This is a genomic window from Planctomyces sp. SH-PL62, from assembly GCF_001610895.1.
In the GTDB taxonomy this organism is placed as follows: Bacteria; Planctomycetota; Planctomycetia; order Isosphaerales; family Isosphaeraceae; genus Paludisphaera.
In genome coordinates, this window is the sequence record NZ_CP011273.1 from 5551416 (window position 1) to 5567122 (window position 15707).

The following is a 15707-nucleotide window of genomic DNA, read 5'->3' on the forward strand; positions in this document are numbered from 1 at the left end:
CCCCCGACCATGACGCGCGTCGTCGCCCGACCCGACAAGCTGGACCTGGACTCCCCCGGCCGCCGCGACTACTGGGTCGCGCTGGAGCATGACAGCATCTGGGGGGACCACCTCATCCCCCTGACCGTCTGGGTCGGCCCGGAGGCGGCCGAGGGCCGCGGGCTGGTCGCGTTCGGGTCGAACCACGGCAACGAGTACGAGGGGCCGGTCGCCCTCAAGCACCTGATGCGGACCATCCGCACGGAGGACGTGCGGGGGCGGATCATCTTCATCCCGGTCCTCAACCCCTCGGCCTTCCGGTCGGGGACGCGCGAGAGCCGGCCCGACGACGGCGTGAACCTGAACCGGGCGTTCGTCGAGGGGGCCGGGACGACCCCGGCCCTGGCGGGGATCACGCACCGGATCGCCGCCTTCGTCCGCGCCTGGATCTGGCCCCGCGTGCATACCGTGATCGACCTCCACGCCGGCGGCGACGTCGCCCGCTTCGCCCTCTGCGCCAACTACCACCGGGTCGACGACCCGAAGCTCGCCCACGAGATCGAACAGACCGCCCGCTGGTTCGGGACGCCCTGCCTGATGGTGTACCAGAACCAGACGCCGGGGCTGCTGCCGAGCGAGGCCGAGCGGCTCGGCAAGATCACCGTCGGCACAGAGCTGGGCTGGGGCCGCGCCGTGAACGTCGACGGGGTCCGCTACGGCAAGCAGGGGGTCCTGGCCGCGGCGATCCTGCAAGGCCAGCTCCGGGGCGAGATCGAGCCGATCGACCACCACCGCGACGGCACCCAGCGCGTGCTGGAGATGGTGGACCGCGAATGCTTCACCGTCGCCCCGTTCGACGGCCACTACGAGCCCGTGGTCGAATGCGGGACCGCCGTGAAACGGGGCCAGACGGTGGGCCTGCTCCACGACTTCGACCACATCGACATGGAGCCCTGGCCGGCGGTCGCCGGCGTGGACGGGGTGGTGCTCGCCCAGGCCTGGGCCGCGCCGATCCCCCGGGGCCAGCACATCGTGGTGGTCGCCCGCCTCGTCTCCTGAACCCGACGCCTCCTCTCCCCTGATCCCGATCCCGACCCGAAGGTCCAAACGGAACCATTCATGAAGATCACCGAGATCGTCTGCCAGATCCTCCGCATCAAGAACGTGGAGGCCAAGACGGCCAGCAGCCAGGACTCCGTGCTCGTGCGGGTGCGGACCGACGAGGGGATCGAGGGGATCGGCGAGGCCGACTCCTCCCCGGAGATGGTCAAGGCCGTCATCGACGCCCCGTTCAGCCACAACGTGGCGTGCGGACTCCGCGGCCTGCTGGTGGGCGAGAACCCGCTGGAGATCGACCGGCTCTGGCAGACGATGTACCGCCGGACGATGTATTGCGGCCGACGCTCCACGACCATCACGGCGATGGCGGCGATCGACATGGCCCTGTGGGACATCAAGGGGAAGAAGTTCGGCGAGCCGATCCACCGGCTGCTCGGCGGCAAGCGGCACGACAAGTTCCGCGCCTACGCCTCGATCCTCTTCGGCAAGGACGGCGCGCAGACCGCCGACATCGGCAAGCGCTGGATCGACGCGGGCTACACGGCCGTGAAGTTCGGCTGGGAGCCGATGGGCCAGAGCGAGGCCGTCGACCGCGACCTCGTCGTCGGCGCCCGCAAGGGACTGGGCGACGACGCCGAACTGCTGGTCGACGCCGGCTGCGTGTGGGACGCCCGCACGGCCCTCGACCGCGCCAAGGCCTTCGAGCAGCAGCGCATCGGCTGGCTGGAGGAGCCGCTCCACCCCGACGACTACGAGGGCTACCGCTGGCTCCGCGACCGCTCCCCGGTCCCCATCGCCTCGGGCGAGGAGGAGTGCGGCCGGCAGTCGTTCCGGCCCTACATCGACGGCCGCTGCCTGGACGTCTATCAGGTCGACCTCTCGCGCAACGGGTTCACCGACTCGGCCTACATCCGCCAGCGGGTCGAGGAGATCGGGGCGAGGCTCTGCAACCACTGCTACACCAGCCCGGTGACCGTGGCCGCCAGCCTGCACTGGCTCTCCACCTGCCGCGACGCCTTCCTGTTCGAGGACTGCGTCGAGGATTCGCCCCTCCGGCATGAACTCACCCACGAGAAGATCCAGGCGGTCGACGGCTGGATCACGGTCCCCGACCGGCCGGGCCTGGGTGTGACGATCGACGAGGACTTCGTCCGTTCCACCCTCGTCAGCGAGTCGAAGTGACGGCGGCGGCGGCCGAGCCCGGCGGCCTCCGGGGGCGGTACGGGGTGCTGGCTTTCGTCTGCACCCTTTCGATGATCACCTATCTCGACCGGGCGTGCTTCAGCATGGCGCTGCGGCCGATCGCCGGCGAGTTGGGGCTGTCCGACGCCTCGCAGCTCAAGTGGGCCATCACCGCCTTCGCGATCGCCTACGCGGCCTTCGAGATCCCCGCCGGCGCCATGGGCGACCGGCTGGGGGCGAAGGTCATGCTGACGCGGATCGTCATCTGGTGGTCGGCCTGCACGGCCCTGACCGGGCTGGTCGGACTGCGGGTCGGCGGCGTGGTGATGGGGGGGGTCGGCTCGCTGATCCTCCTCCGCTTCCTGTTCGGCGCCGGCGAGGCCGGCGCGTACCCGAACATCACCCGGGCGCTGCACGACCGGCTCCCGGCCCGGAGCTGGGAGACCGCGCAGGGCCTGGTCTTCATGTCCGGGAGGCTTGCGGGGGGTCTCACCCCCCTGCTCTGGGCGGTCCTCGTCGGCGGGAGCGAGACGTCCGCCCCGTGGATCACCTGGCGCGGCGCCTTCCTGCTCTTCGGGGCCATCGGCGTCGCCTGGGCCGTCGCGTTCCGGCTGGGCTTCCCCGACCGACCCGCCGCGGTCGCCGCCGGGCCCGAGGCCCGCCCGGCCCCCCACGCGGGCGTCCCCTGGAAGGCCCTGGTTACGAGCCGGACCCTCTGGGCGCTCTGCATCATGTACCTGTCCGTCAACTTCGCCTGGGCGTTCAACCTCAGCTACCTGCCCACGTACGTGGAGCAGCGGTTCGGGCTCGGCGCCGACGACCGGATCGGCGCGATCTACAAGGGGGCGCCGCTCTGGGTGGGGGCCGCCGGCTGCCTGCTGGGAGGCCCCGCGGTCAACGGCCTGGCCCGGCTCCTGGGCGACCGCCGCCGCGCGCGGCGGGCCCTGGGGGTCTCGGCGCTCTCCGTGGGCGCGGCCTGCTGGTGGGGAGCCATGCGAGCCGAGAACGTCCACGTCTACTGCACGCTGGTCTCGCTGGCCGCCTTCACGATCGACCTGACCCTGGGGGCGTGCTGGGCGTCTTGCCAGGATCTCGGGCGGAGTCACGCGGCGACGACCGCCGCCTGCATGAACACGGTCGGCACGCTCGGCAACGCGCTGGCCGGCTGGCTCACGGGCACGCTGGTGGAGGGTTCGCTCGCCGCACGGGCCGCCGCGCTCCACGTCGCCCCGTCCGGTCTGGCCGAGGCCGACCGGCGGCTCGCCGCGATCGCCGGCTATGAGTCCGCGTTCGGCACCTACGTCGCCGCCTTCCTCATCGCCGCCGTCTGCTGGCTCCTCATCGACCCCAGCCGACCGATCGCGGCCGAGGATCGCGATCGGGCCTGACGGCGCGGCTCATCCGCCGAACTCGACGACCAGTTGCGCGAGGATGGGCTCGTTCGCCTCGGGGAAGCGATAGCGGGACAGCTCGTCGGCGGGGACCCAGCGGCAGCCGTGTTCGGGGTCGGGCTGAGCGGAAGGGTCGGCGGGGGCGCAGTCGAAGAAGTGGAGTCGGACGCGGCCGTGGGGATAGACGTGCTCGATCACGGCCCGAAGGCTCGTCGCGACGACGACCAGGCCGGTCTCTTCGAGGCATTCGCGGACGGTGGTCTGCTCCGGGGTCTCGCCGGGCTCGACCTTGCCGCCGGGGAACTCCCAGTATCCGGCGTAGACCGTGCCGGGGGGGCGTTCCCGGATCAGGAACCGCCCTCCCCCGCGGACGATCCCGATGCCGACGAGGGTGAGCTTCCCCCCGTCGTCGGCGTCGGTTCCCGTTCGGGTCGCGATCGGGTCGGTCACGTCAGGCTTTGCTCTTTTCGAAGGCGCGACCGGGGGAGCCCATGACGTTGTAGCCGCAGTCGACGTGGAGGATCTCGCCGGTGATGCCGCTGGCCAGGTCGGAGAGGAGGAACATCCCGGAGGAGCCCACCTCGTCGCGGGTGATGTTGCGCTGCATCGGCGAGACGGCGTCGTACAGGCCGGAGAGGTCGTCGAAATCGCCGACGGCCGAGGCGGCGAGGGTCTTGACCGGGCCGGCGGAGACGGCGTTGACCCGGATGTTCTTGGGGCCCAGGTCATAGGCCAGGTACTTCACCGAGGCGTCGAGCGCGGCCTTGCAGACGCCCATCATGTTGTAGCCGGGGACGACCTTCTCGCCGCCGTAGTAGGTCAGGGTGAGGATCGACCCGCCGTTCGGCATGACCTTGGAGGCGTAACGGGAGACGGCGGCCAGGCTGTAGGCGCTGATCTCCATGGCCGTCTTGAAGCCCTCGCGGCTGGAGTCGACGAACGAGCACTTGAGGTCGTTGAGCGGGGCGAAGGCGATCGAGTGCAGGACGAAGTCGAGCGAGCCGTAGGTCTCCCCGGCCTGCTCGAAGACGCGGGCGATGTCCTCGTCCTTCTGGACGTCGCAGGGGGTGATCAGCTTGGCGCCGATCGGCTCGGCGAGCTTCCGCACGCGACGTTCCATCTTGTCGCCGGGGAGGTGGGTGAAGCCGACCTCCGCGCCCTCGTCGAGGAGCTTGCGCGTGACGGCCCAGGCGATGCTGAAATCATTGGCGACTCCCAGCACCATGCCCTTCTTCCCGGAGAACAATCCCATCGGAGAACCCTTTCGGATCGGTGGCGTTTCGACGTTTCCAAAGTTTCGAAGCGGTCCCGATTCGTCGACCGGGGCGCAGTCCAGTACAATACCCGGTCGACGATGGACGCTTCAACGTCCAGTTTACCCGCGCGACGCCGCGACGAGACGAGGGGCGAGTTGGAAACGGAACCGTCCGAGTGCGTTGTGCCGACGAGCCCCGCCGGCGCCCCCCCGGCGTCCCGACGGGCCCCGGGCCGACTGGAGAAGATCCTCCGGCTGGGCGTGATCGTCGGCCTGGCGCTGCGGATCTGGGAGTATTCCGACCTCCGCGAACTCTACATGGATGAGGACGCGCTGCTGAAGAATCTGGTCGGCGTGCCGATCCTCGACTTCCAGCACATCCTTAAGCAGGACCAGCTCGCGCCGCCGGGGTTCCTGGCGGTGGAGCGGGCGTTGGTGCGGCTGCCGATCCCGGTCCAGGCCTCGGGGCGGTTGTTCCCGCTCCTCTGCGGGCTGGCGAGCGTGATCCTGGCCGTCCCGCTGGCGCGTCGCTACCTGGATCGGCTCGGGGTGCCGATCGCGGTCTGGATGCTGGCTCTGGCCGATCACCTGATCTACTACTCGGCCGAGATCAAGCAGTACTCGTGCGACCTTGTGGGAGCGATGGCGACGCTCTTGCTGGCCGTCCCGCCCGGCCCGACCGGACCGTCGCGGCGGCGGCTCGCGGCGCTGGCGGCCTGGGGGGTCGTCGCCCCCTGGTTCTCGTTCCCGGTGGTGTTCGTCCTGGCGGGCGTGGGATTCCACCTGATCGCCCGGATGCATGCGACGAGGGGGCGAAGAGGGGCGGTCGTGGCGGTCGCGATCTGCGCGGGGTGGTTCGCCAGCTTCCTCGGCTGCTTCGCCGTCTCGAAGTCGATCGTGAGCAAGGGGGACTTCCTCTGGACCTGGTGGGACTTCGCCTTCCTGCCGATCCCCCCTCGAAGCTGGCTCGACGCCCGGTTCACGCTGGAAACCCTGGCGAACGTCTTCATCAACCCGGGGAGCGTCCTGACGCCGTTCGGCATGGTGGCGACGGCCGTCCTGGCGACGCTCCTGGCGGTCGTCGGTGCGTTCTCGCTGGGGAGACGCTGGCGCGGGGGGTTGTTCGTGCTGCTTTCCCCCCTGCTCCTCCACCTGGCGGCCTCGGCGATCCACCAGTATCCCTTCCACGGCCGGCTGATCCTCTCGCTGGTCCCGACGTACCACCTGCTGCTGGCCGAGGGGATGGCGGCCGTCGGCCGGGCGTCGTCGCGGTGGTGGACGACGCTCCTCCTCGCGGCCGTCTTCCTGGGGGGGCAGGCGGGGGACATCGTCTGGAATCAGGTGGTCATGCCCAAGTCGCGCTGGCGGCCGTTCGACACGCACGGCGACCTCAAGAACGACCTTCTGGACGACCTGGACCAGCGACGCAAGCTCAAGAATCCGCCGCCCTTCCCCGGCGCGCGCGGTCGCGACGACGCGGAGTCGGCCGAATTCGCGCGGCCCGAGTCCTCGCAACCCGAGGTCAAGGCTTCGGGACCGTCTCCAGGACCGGGAACGCCAGCGAGTTCATCTCCTGAGTGAAGGAGGAGCGGGCGAGGGCGAGCGCCCGGGAGGTGGCGGCGCCGATGCGCAGGCTTCGGTCCTTCATCTCGCCGGTCACCGCGCCGAGGCCGAGGCTCTCGGCGATGTTGAAGACCGACTGGATCTGCGGGTCCCGGGCCAGATCCGCCCCGGCGGCGGGCTCGACGTCCTCCGGGCGGACGATGACGTTGCGCGAGCCGTAATTGTCCCACCCGCGGGGGCCGCGGACCCACAGGGCGACCTCGACCATGACCCGGCTGAGATCGGGCGCAAGCTCCAGGCGCGTGACGACCGCGCCCGAACCGCCCTGGGCGGCGATCCGCTCCAGCGCCGGGGCGAGCGGGTCGACGGCCCCGGCGTTCGGGTCGAGGAGCTTGCCGATCTCGCCGAGGAGCATCGACGGGTCGATCCCGGCGTCGGCGGGCCGACCGTCGCCTTGATCGGGCATGAGCAAGTTGTTGTAGCGGATGAACCGCCGCCCGGGCTCGACGGCCAGTTCGGTCGCGGCGCGTCTGGCGAGCCACTTCGATTCGGGCTCCTCGACGATCGGCAGCAGGCGGTCGAGCGGGGGGATCTCGCCCCCCTCGACGGCGAATCCCCGGCTTTCGAGCGCATCCCGAACCTCGGCGATCGGCCTGTCCTCGACGTCCGGCAGGCTGCACAGCCAGCCCAGGGCGAGCATCCGCCGGCCGGAGTCGGAGCCCCTTTCCGCCGATCGGCAGCCGTCGCGAGGGATGCGCACCGAGAACAGGGGGGCGTCGCGGGACTCGGGATCGTCCATCCGCTTCAGCTCGGCGTCGATCCAGGCGACGATGCGGTCTTCCCCGCCGGCGGCCCTGGAACGCTCGCCACGCCAGGCTTCGAGCCGACGGCGACGCTCGGCGAGGGCCGGCTTGCTCATCGTCGCGGCGTTCCGCGCCCACCGAGCGGCGTGCTCGGGGACGTGGGCCTCGGCCCAGTCGCGACGGACGAGCATGTCGAACCCCACCCGAGGGCCCGCGGCGCTCGACGTGACCAGGCCGAGCACGACCTGGCCGTCGCGCAAGACCACTCGGTCGCCGATCGTCGGCGAAGCCGAGGCCGGCGCGGGGGCGTTGCCCGTGGAGTCTTTCCCCGCCCTGGGCTCCTGCCCCGCCGGGGCGTTGACCAGGCAACTGACCAGCAAGACGGCGCGAAGCATGGGGCACCTCGTCCGATTTCGGGGGCGATCGCGGGACGTGACGGCTACTCGCAGTATGATGAGAGATATCGGGGCCGACCAGGGTCGACCTGCAAGTTCGGAGCCGTGGAGCGACGCGGATCGTGACGACCCGCCTGGAACCGCTGGGCGATCGGGCCTTCCTGGCCCGGTTCGAAACCGAGGACGAGGCCCGTCGCTGGGCGGACGCCGTTCGGGGACGGAGCCTTCCGGGGGTGGAAGTCGTGCTGGCCTATCGCTCCGCGGCCGTCCTCGCCGACCCGGATCGGTGCGACCTCGACGCGCTGGAGGCCACGCTCCGGGGGCAGGAGCCCGGCGACGGCCCCGACGTCGTACCGACGCGACACGTGATCCCGGTTCTGTACGACGGCCCCGATCTGCGCGAGGCGGCGGCGCGGCTCGGCATGGGCCCGGACGAGCTGGTCGCGAGGCATTCGAGTCGGGACTACCGGGTCTTCGCGATCGGCTTCCTGCCCGGATTCCCCTACGCCGGATACCTCCCCGACGAGCTTTGCGGGCTCTCCCGCCGCGACGATCCCCGGCTGGAAGTGGCCGCCGGAACGGTGGCGATCGTGGGTCGGCAGACCGGCGTCTACCCGATCAAATCCCCCGGCGGCTGGCATCTGCTGGGCCGGACGCCCCTGCGGGTCGCCGACGCCGAGGCCGGCCGGTTCCCCATCCGGGCCGGCGACGCCGTCCGATTCCGTCCCATCGACCGCGACGAGTTCGAAGCGAGATCCGATGAACTCCTCTGAATCCCTGGACGTGAACGCCGATCTCGGCGAAGGCTCGCCGAACGACGAGTCGCTGCTGGATCGGGTGGCATCCGCGAGCGTCTGCTGCGGGGCGCACGCCGGCGACCCGGACACGATCCGCCGCACCCTGGCCGCGGCCCTCGCGCGGGGCGTGGTCGTGGGCGCCCACCCCGGCTATCCCGACCGCGAGGGCTTCGGCCGTCGCGAGCGGGACCTCGATGCCGCCGAGGTCGACCGCCTGATCCGGGGCCAGGTCGCCGACCTGCGACGGCTCGCGGACGAGGTCGGCGTCGCGGTCCGATTCCTCAAGCCGCACGGGGCGCTCTACAACCAGGCCCAGCGCGGGGGCGAGTCGGCCCGAGGGGTCGTCGCGGCGGCCGTCGGCCTGGGGCTGCCGCTGCTGGGACGGCCGGCGACGCCCCTGGAGTCGCTCGCGAGGGGCGCGGGGCTGGACTTCATCGCCGAGGGCTTCCCGGATCGTCGCTATCGGCCCGACGGCTCGCTGGCGCCGCGGGACGAGCCGGGGGCGGTGCTGCACGACCCCGCCGAGCTGGCCGCGAACGTCCGGGCGCTGGTGGCCGGCGGCGTGGTGCGGACGCTCTGCGTGCACGGCGACGAGCCGGCCGCCGTCGCCAACGCGGACCGCGTCCGGGGGATCCTGGCGGGCCTCGGGATCGCCGTCCGGCCGTTCCTCGATCCCGCCTCCTGACTCGCGCTCAGGACCGGAACACGTCGTCCCCCGCCGGGGCGGGCTCGCGGTCGATGCGGAAGTAGGAGAGGTCGATCCGAGGGATCCGGCCCAGCACGACGTCGGCCACCAGTTCGGCGGTGGCGGGCGAGAGCTGGAGCCCCGCGCGTTTGTGGCCGGCGGCGACGATCAGGTTGCGGAAGCCGGGGGCGGGTCCGATGTAGGGGCGGGTGTCCAGGCTGCCGGGGCGGAGGCCCGCCCAGGTGGCCTCGATCTCGGCGTCTCGGAGCGCGGGGCAGAGCGACCACGCCGCTTCGAGCAGGCCGTGGAAGGCGTCGGCCGTGGGGAGGACGTCGAAGCCGGCGTCCTCCTCGGTCGCCCCGATCAGGATCCGCCCGTCCTCCCGAGGGACGAGATAGTGCCTGCCGTGCTCGACGATCCGCCGGAGGAGCGGACGGCCGCCGTTCAGCAGCACGATTTGCCCCTTCACCGGCGGCGTCGGGGCGCGCACGCCCAGGTCGGCGAGCAGCCCGCCCGACCACGCGCCGGCGGCGACGATCACGTGGTCGGCCTCGATCGGCCCGTCGCCGGTGCGGACGCCGGTCACGCGGTCGCCCCGAGTCGTGAAGCCCTCGACGCCCCGGCGCGGCAGCACGACCCCGCCGCGCTTCGCGATCGCCTCCGCCAGCGCCCGGAGGTGCCAGGGATTGCGGACCTGCGCCCGGTCGGGGAGGAAGTAGACGGCGCGCAGGGAAGGGTCCAGGGCGGGCTCGACCCGCGTATAGTCTCCGGGCGCGAGCCGCTCATAGGCGATCCCCTCGACGCGCCATCGGCCGGCGGTCGTGCGGAGGGCGTGCTCCTCCGCCTCGGTCCGCGCGACGTCGACGCCGCCGGTGCGACGGTAGCCGTTGTCGATCCCGGTCTCCTCGCGGAGGGCTTCCGACCACTCGGGATAGAGCGACGCGCTCCAGGCCCGGAGCTGGAGCGTGGGGTGCGACGGCCGACGATCGGGATCGCTCCGGGCCGGGAGCAGGCCCGCCCCGGCCCACGACGCTTCGCGACCGGGCTCGCGGCGGTCCAGGACCGCCACCGAGACCCCCTCGCGCGCCAGTGCGTACGCGGCCGAGAGCCCGACGATCCCCCCTCCCGCCACGACCACGTCGTACCGCTCGGCCATCCCGATCCCCTTCGTCAACGGCCCTTGCTACGCGGACGAGGCCGCCGGGCTTTCCAGTCCTTCTCGGGGAGCCGGTCCAGGCCCCTCCCCTCGCTGGCGAGGATCAGGTCCATCTCGTCCCAGGCGATCCCCTCGACCTGCGCGCCCCCTTTGAGCCGGACCTCGGCCTCAAGCCGGAGGCCGTCCCACGAGGGGGGGGCGGGCCGATCGTAGACCCGGACGACGTCTACGCCGCAGACCGCCAGCCGTCGTCCGTCCGGCGAAAGGTCCGCGCCGGTCGCCGGCTCGTCGAAGCCGGGGAGGACGCCGAGCTTCCGGGGCGAGGCCGGACGAAGCAGCGGCGCGGGGGGCGAGAGCGGGACCTCGCGCAGCTCGGCCTCGCGGCCGTCGACTCGCTTGGTGACGAGGACGGCGCGGTCGCCGTCGACCACCAATCCCTCGGAGTCGAAGCGATCGTCGGCCGGGCGGGCGAAAAACGCCCCCGTCACCTTGAGGGGTCCGCCGGGCGGCCCGTCCAGGTCGGGCTCGTCGAGGATGTAGATCGCCCGAAGCCGGAGCAGCCCCTTGTTGTCGCCGATGTCGCCGATGCAGATCCGCCCCCGATCGTCGACGGCCACGTCCTCCCAATCGAGGTTGGGGGCGGCGACGTCGAACGTGCGGAGGAGGCTCCCGTCCTTCCGCACCGCGAACAGCTTCGGCGCATTGCCCGAGTCGTTGTGGATCCAGAAGACGTCAGGGCGGCGACGGCCTCGGACGATCCCGGACGCCTCGGGGATGAGGCGGGCGTCGAGCTTCCCGAGCGGCTCGGGGCGGACTCGGGGTTCGTCCCAGCCGAGCAGGACGAGGCAGACCAGGAGCGAGACCTTCATGAAGCGGCGACCTTTCCGGGAACGAACCTCGTTCCATCGTAGCAGCCCCCCCCGCCCTTCGCCACGCCCGGCCGGCCCCCGCTTGCGGCGGGGGGGGACGCCCGTCAAACTGATCCGAGGCGCGTCCCGCCGTTGGGGGCGAGGCGCGATCCCGGCGGCCCGGCCGCCACCTCCTTCGTCCTCACGCCTCGCACCCGGCCCTCATCATGGAAACTCCGCTGATCCGCCCCGGCGACGTCCCGAGCCCGGAGACGCCGCTCCAGCTCGTCGTCCACTTTTTCAACGCCGCCGAGGGGAACCTCGCGACCCAGACCCTCATGACGCTCGGCATTCCGGGCGATCGGATCGGGGTCGTCGATCCCGAGCGGATGGAGCGGAAGCGGGGCATGATCCTCGCGGTGGGATGCCCTGACGAGGCCGCCCGCGCCCGCGCCGAGGACGTTTGCCGGAAGCTCGGCGGAGAGGTCCATCGCTGGCGAGGCTGAGGAACCATCCCGAGAAAGGCGTCGTCCGACATGCATGCGATTCGATCCGTCCCGGTCCTGACCGCTCTTGCGATCGCGTTCGCCCTGACCGCCCCGAGGGGCGCGTCCGCCGCCGATCCCGCGCCGCTGCTCCAGTTCAACGGCAAGGACCTCACCGGGTTCTACACCTACCTGCACGACCACAAACTTGAGGACCCCGACGGCGTCTTCACGGTCGTCGACGGCGAGCTGCGGATCTCCGGCAAGGAGTGGGGTGGGGTCGTCACCCGCGAGGAGTACGAGAACTACCACCTGGTCACCGAGTGGAAGTGGGGGAAGAAGGCCTACGCCCCCCGCGCCGACAAGGCCCGCGACTCGGGCATCCTGCTCCACTGCTTCGGCGCCGACGACGCGATCGGCGGCCACTGGATGCAGTCGATGGAGTGCCAGATCATCGAAGGGGGGACCGGAGACTTCATCGTCGTCGCCCGCCCGGACATCAAGCCGCTCAGCCTCAGCAGCGAGGTCGTCAAGAAGGAAGACGGCCAGTGGTACTACCAGCCGGACGGCAGCGGCGCCCTCCGCGCGTTCGACGGCGGCCGGATCAACTGGTGGGGTCGCGACCTCGCCTGGAAGGACGAGATCAACTTCCGGGGGGCGAAGGACGTCGAGAAGCCGGCGGGCGAGTGGAACACCCTCGAAGTCGTCTGCGACGGCGACTCCATCACCAACATCCTCAACGGCCAGGTCGTCAACAAGGGCGTGAAGTCGAACCTGACCAAGGGGAAGCTGACCTTCCAGTCGGAGGGCGCCGAGATCGTCTTCCGCAAGATCGAGATCCGGCCCCTCGCCGGCAAGTGACCTAACCTCGCCTCGGCCGTCGCCGCCCCCCTCGCCTCAGCCCCGGTCCTTGACGTGGACGAACCGGTCGATCGCCTCGCGGGTCGGCAGGGCGGACTGGGCGCCGGGACGGGTGACGGCCAGGGCGGCGGCGGCCGTCGCCCACGCGAGGGCCTCGCCCAGCGGGCGGCCCTCGGCGAGGACGGCGGCCAGCGCGCCGTTGAACGCATCCCCCGCGCCCACGGCGTCGACCGCCGTCACCTTGCGCGAGGGGATCTCGTAAACCTCCGGCCCGGTCGTCGCCAGGCAGCCCTCGGAACCCAGCGTGACGATCACGGTCTTCGGGCCCTGGGGCCGGATCCGCTCCGCGAGGGCGAGCGGATCGTCCCCCTTCCCGGCGCCGGCCAGGGTCCGGGCCTCGCCCCGGTTGGGCGTGACCACGTCGGCCGCCGCCAGCAGCTCGGCGATCGCCGGGTCGCCGGCCGTCGGCGCGGGGGCCGGGTTGAGGAGCACGGTCATTCCCGCCGCCCGCCCCCGCCGCATGGCGGCCAGCGCGGTCTGATACGGGATCTCGAGTCCGGTCACGAGGATGTCGCCGGCCTGGAAAAGATCGTCGGGCAGCGCGGCGACGTCTTCGGGCGTCAGGCTCAGGTTCGCCCCCGAGGCGACGGCGATCATGTTCTCGCCGTGGTCGTCCACATAAATCAGGGCGACGCCCGAGGCCACTCCCGACACCACCCGGACGTGCTCCACGTCGATCCCTTCGCGACGATAGAGCGCGAGGGCCCCCCGCCCCAGCTCGTCGTCGCCGACCGCCGTCACGAAGACGACCTCCGCGCCCGCCCGCCGCGCCGCGACCGCCTGATTCGCCCCCTTGCCGCCGGGCGTCGTGGCGAACTCCCCCCCCAGCACCGTCTCCCCCGGCGCGGGGAGTCGAGGCACGCGGACGGTCATGTCGGTGTTGGACGAGCCGAAGAGGAGGATTCGGGACATCTTCGCGCGAGCCTCGGGGGGGGATTTGCGGGGCGTGCTGGAACCGGAGCAGCCGCGCCACGACCTTAACGCCCCCCGCCCCCTTGCGGAAGGAGGTGGGACGGCTCAGCCCCTCGCGGGGGACGGGCGGACCGAGGGAAATCCGGCTCGGCTCACTCCGCCGGTTCGATGTAGCAGCCCAGGGGCCCCCGGGATTCCTTCATGCGCGGGTCGGCGCCGTAGGAGACGACCTGCTCGCGCTTGAGCTCGGCCTTCTCCTTGTGGGTGGTGTAGACGACGGCGCGGCCCCGGTTGTGGATGGCCCAGGTGAGGGCCTCGGCGGTGGGGAGGGGGTGGCGGAAGAGCTTGATCAGCAGCTCGATGACGTACTCGAACGTGTGCTCCTCGTCGTTGAGGATGATCACGTTGAACGGGGGGAGCTTCTTCGTCCGCGTCTCCTGCTCCTCGGCGACGGCGACGACGACTTCCGGCTCCGCGGCGGCGTTGGCCGCTCCCTGCTCGTCCGACATCGGGCATGGCTCCTGACGGGCTTTCGCACACCGAATCCCAGAACTCGTTATACTGTTTCCTCACCAGAATAGGGAACCGAATTACCTCAGCGAATCGATTCGACGGGACGGGAGAGACGAGGATGGCGGAGATGACACCGGGCACGGCGCTTCGACAATTGAAGCAGGCGCACGCGACCCTCAAGAAGGCCCGTCAGTTGATGCGGACGGCCCGGGAAAACCCCACGTTCGGCCCCCGCGTCATGGACGCCGGCTGGGAAGCCCTCATGCAGGCGCACCGCCTGATGGCCGAGATCCCCCGCTCGGCCGTGGATGAAGAAGTCCTGACGCAACAGCTTTCCGTGCAGCGGTATGCGACGTCGCTCCTGGTGCGCCTGCGCCGCCTGCTCCGCAAGGGCGAAGTCGGCCCCGACGACCTGGACGACCTGGACGGGGACGACGAATGAGCCAGCCTCGACCGAGGAACCCCCGAGGGCCCGAGCCCCCCCCGCCGCCGATGCCGATCCCGGACCGGTCCCTGGACCCCGAGATCCCGCTGCCGACCGTCGCGATCCGGTCTCCGGGCAATCATCCGTTCATCTTCCGGAAGATGATCGAGGGGGTGAAAGGACCGCTCATCGCCCGGCTGGGCGACCTCGTCCAGGTGCTCGACCGAGACGGCAACCCGCTCGGCTACGGGCTCTGGAACCCCCGCTCGCAGATCAGCCTGCGGATGCTCTCACGCGAGCCCCAGGCGCCGGGCGTGGACTTCTGGACGCGGCGGATCGACGAGGCGGTCAAGCTCCGGCTCGACATGCTCCGCGTGGAATCCGATTCCAACGCCTACCGCGTCATCCACGCCGAGGGAGACGGCCTCTCCGGCCTGATCGTCGACCGCTACGACGACGTGCTCTCGGTCGAGGTCTTCAGCCTGGGCATGTACCAGCGGATCGGGCCGATCCTCGACCTTCTGGCCAAACGGCTGGGGACGAAGCACTTCCGCGTCCGCGTCGACGAGCGCGTCGCCTTGCAGGAAGACTTCGCCGGCCGCCCCGTGGTCAGCCCCCAGCTCCCCCCCCGGGTGACGGTGACGGAGCACGGCGTCCGCTACCGCATCCACTTCGCGGAGAGCCACAAGACCGGCTTCTTCTGCGACCAGCGGGACAACCGGCGGGAGCTTGCGAAGTTCTGCAAGGACCGCACCGTCCTGGACGCCTGCTGCTACACCGGCGGCTTCGGCCTCAACGCCCTGATCCGGGGCGAGGCGCGCGAGGTCACCTGCATCGACCTGGACGAGAAGGCCGTCGCGCTGGCCAAGGAGAACGGCAACGCCAACAGCGTCCGGCTCGACGTGGTCCACGCCGACGCCTTCGGCTACATGCGGCAGATGGGCCTCAACGGCCGCGAGTACGGCGCGATCATCCTGGACCCCCCCAAGCTGATCATGGATCGCGACGACGTCGCGCCCGGGAAGCGGAAGTACTTCGACCTCAACGTCCTGGCGATGAGCCTCGTCGAGCCCGGCGGGCTTTTGCTCACCTGCTCGTGCTCCGGCCTGCTGGACGCGGCCGAGTTCCAGGGGCTCCTCAAGGCGGCCTCCCGGAAGGCCAACCGGAGCGTCCAGCTTCTGGCGATGACCGGCGCCTCGGCCGACCACCCGGTCGCGCTGGACGCCCCCGAAGGCTCCTACCTGAAGGCGGCCTGGCTCCGCATGGGCGAGCGGCTCCCCGAGCCGATCTCCTCCCCGCCGTCGGCCGACTTTTCGACAATCTCCCCGACCGACTGACA

At 71.2% G+C, this 15707-nt stretch carries 17 protein-coding genes; 10 read left to right on the forward strand and 7 right to left on the reverse strand.

All coding sequences use genetic code 11. The features are described from left to right. Positions 1-9 precede the first annotated feature (9 nt). The 3 genes from VT85_RS21585 to VT85_RS21595 are packed head-to-tail and all read left to right on the forward strand — an operon-like array spanning position 10 to position 3608. Positions 10-1038, forward strand: a complete 1029-nt coding sequence (locus VT85_RS21585) for a succinylglutamate desuccinylase/aspartoacylase family protein (protein ID WP_068419927.1) — start codon at positions 10-12, stop codon at positions 1036-1038. Between the two features lie 60 nt (positions 1039-1098). After that, entirely contained in the window at positions 1099-2220 is a 1122-nt protein-coding gene (locus tag VT85_RS21590) for a mandelate racemase/muconate lactonizing enzyme family protein (protein WP_068419929.1), read from the forward strand. Beyond that, entirely contained in the window at positions 2217-3608 is a 1392-nt protein-coding gene (locus VT85_RS21595; RefSeq protein ID WP_068419931.1) for an MFS transporter, read from the forward strand. Before VT85_RS21590 ends, VT85_RS21595 begins: the two co-directional genes overlap by 4 nt. A gap of 9 nt (positions 3609-3617) precedes the next feature. Here VT85_RS21595 and VT85_RS21600 read toward each other — a convergent pair whose 3' ends face one another. Beyond that, a complete protein-coding gene (locus tag VT85_RS21600) occupies positions 3618-4061 on the reverse strand; it encodes a (deoxy)nucleoside triphosphate pyrophosphohydrolase (protein ID WP_156513006.1) in 444 nt (147 codons plus the stop codon). A 1-nt stretch (position 4062) separates the two neighbouring features. After that, complete coding sequence (locus VT85_RS21605) at positions 4063-4863, reverse strand: enoyl-ACP reductase (protein WP_068419933.1); 801 nt, start codon at positions 4861-4863, stop codon at positions 4063-4065. 186 nt (positions 4864-5049) lie between these two features. Between VT85_RS21605 and VT85_RS21610 the strand changes: the two genes are divergently transcribed. Continuing rightward, positions 5050-6447 (forward strand): hypothetical protein, encoded by a 1398-nt coding sequence (locus VT85_RS21610; RefSeq protein ID WP_068419935.1) that lies wholly within the window; start codon positions 5050-5052, stop codon positions 6445-6447. On the opposite strand, the gene VT85_RS21615 is transcribed toward VT85_RS21610, so the two are convergent. Beyond that, entirely contained in the window at positions 6389-7627 is a 1239-nt protein-coding gene (locus VT85_RS21615; RefSeq protein WP_068419937.1) for a hypothetical protein, read from the reverse strand. The two genes, VT85_RS21610 and VT85_RS21615, sit on opposite strands and share 59 nt — an antisense overlap. Positions 7628-7749: 122 nt before the next feature. On the opposite strand from VT85_RS21615, the gene VT85_RS21620 reads away from it, so the two are divergent. After that, positions 7750-8400 carry a 5-oxoprolinase subunit B family protein gene (locus VT85_RS21620; RefSeq protein ID WP_197490920.1) on the forward strand — a complete coding sequence of 217 codons (651 nt, stop codon included), beginning with the start codon at positions 7750-7752 and terminating at the stop codon, positions 8398-8400. Beyond that, positions 8387-9109 (forward strand): 5-oxoprolinase subunit PxpA, encoded by a 723-nt coding sequence (locus VT85_RS21625; RefSeq protein WP_068419939.1) that lies wholly within the window; start codon positions 8387-8389, stop codon positions 9107-9109. Before VT85_RS21620 ends, VT85_RS21625 begins: the two co-directional genes overlap by 14 nt. A gap of 7 nt (positions 9110-9116) precedes the next feature. Here VT85_RS21625 and thiO read toward each other — a convergent pair whose 3' ends face one another. Then, positions 9117-10265: a glycine oxidase ThiO gene (thiO, locus tag VT85_RS21630; RefSeq protein ID WP_068422464.1), complete on the reverse strand. Its 1149-nt coding sequence runs from the start codon at positions 10263-10265 to the stop codon at positions 9117-9119. Positions 10266-10279: 14 nt separating this feature from the next. Continuing rightward, positions 10280-11134, reverse strand: a complete 855-nt coding sequence (locus tag VT85_RS21635; protein ID WP_068419942.1) for a hypothetical protein — start codon at positions 11132-11134, stop codon at positions 10280-10282. Between the two features lie 206 nt (positions 11135-11340). Between VT85_RS21635 and VT85_RS21640 the strand changes: the two genes are divergently transcribed. Both VT85_RS21640 and VT85_RS21645 read left to right on the forward strand, forming a co-directional pair. Continuing rightward, on the forward strand, positions 11341-11619 hold the full coding sequence (locus VT85_RS21640; RefSeq protein ID WP_068419944.1) for a hypothetical protein: 279 nt from the start codon (positions 11341-11343) through the stop codon (positions 11617-11619). Between the two features lie 30 nt (positions 11620-11649). Then, on the forward strand, positions 11650-12459 hold the full coding sequence (locus VT85_RS21645) for a DUF1080 domain-containing protein (protein WP_068419946.1): 810 nt from the start codon (positions 11650-11652) through the stop codon (positions 12457-12459). Between the two features lie 36 nt (positions 12460-12495). Here the strand turns inward: VT85_RS21645 and rbsK are convergent, their stop codons facing one another. Beyond that, the gene (gene rbsK / locus VT85_RS21650) at positions 12496-13431 is read right to left on the reverse strand and encodes a ribokinase (protein ID WP_068419948.1); all 936 of its coding nucleotides are present in this window, start codon (positions 13429-13431) and stop codon (positions 12496-12498) included. A gap of 152 nt (positions 13432-13583) precedes the next feature. Then, positions 13584-13940, reverse strand: a complete 357-nt coding sequence (locus tag VT85_RS21655; RefSeq protein WP_082858787.1) for an ATP-dependent Clp protease adaptor ClpS — start codon at positions 13938-13940, stop codon at positions 13584-13586. A 131-nt stretch (positions 13941-14071) separates the two neighbouring features. On the opposite strand from VT85_RS21655, the gene VT85_RS21660 reads away from it, so the two are divergent. Together VT85_RS21660 and VT85_RS21665 are read left to right on the forward strand one after the other, a co-directional pair. Continuing rightward, entirely contained in the window at positions 14072-14386 is a 315-nt protein-coding gene (locus tag VT85_RS21660) for a hypothetical protein (RefSeq protein ID WP_197490921.1), read from the forward strand. Further along, positions 14383-15705 carry a class I SAM-dependent rRNA methyltransferase gene (locus VT85_RS21665; protein ID WP_082858788.1) on the forward strand — a complete coding sequence of 441 codons (1323 nt, stop codon included), beginning with the start codon at positions 14383-14385 and terminating at the stop codon, positions 15703-15705. Before VT85_RS21660 ends, VT85_RS21665 begins: the two co-directional genes overlap by 4 nt. Positions 15706-15707 lie beyond the last annotated feature (2 nt).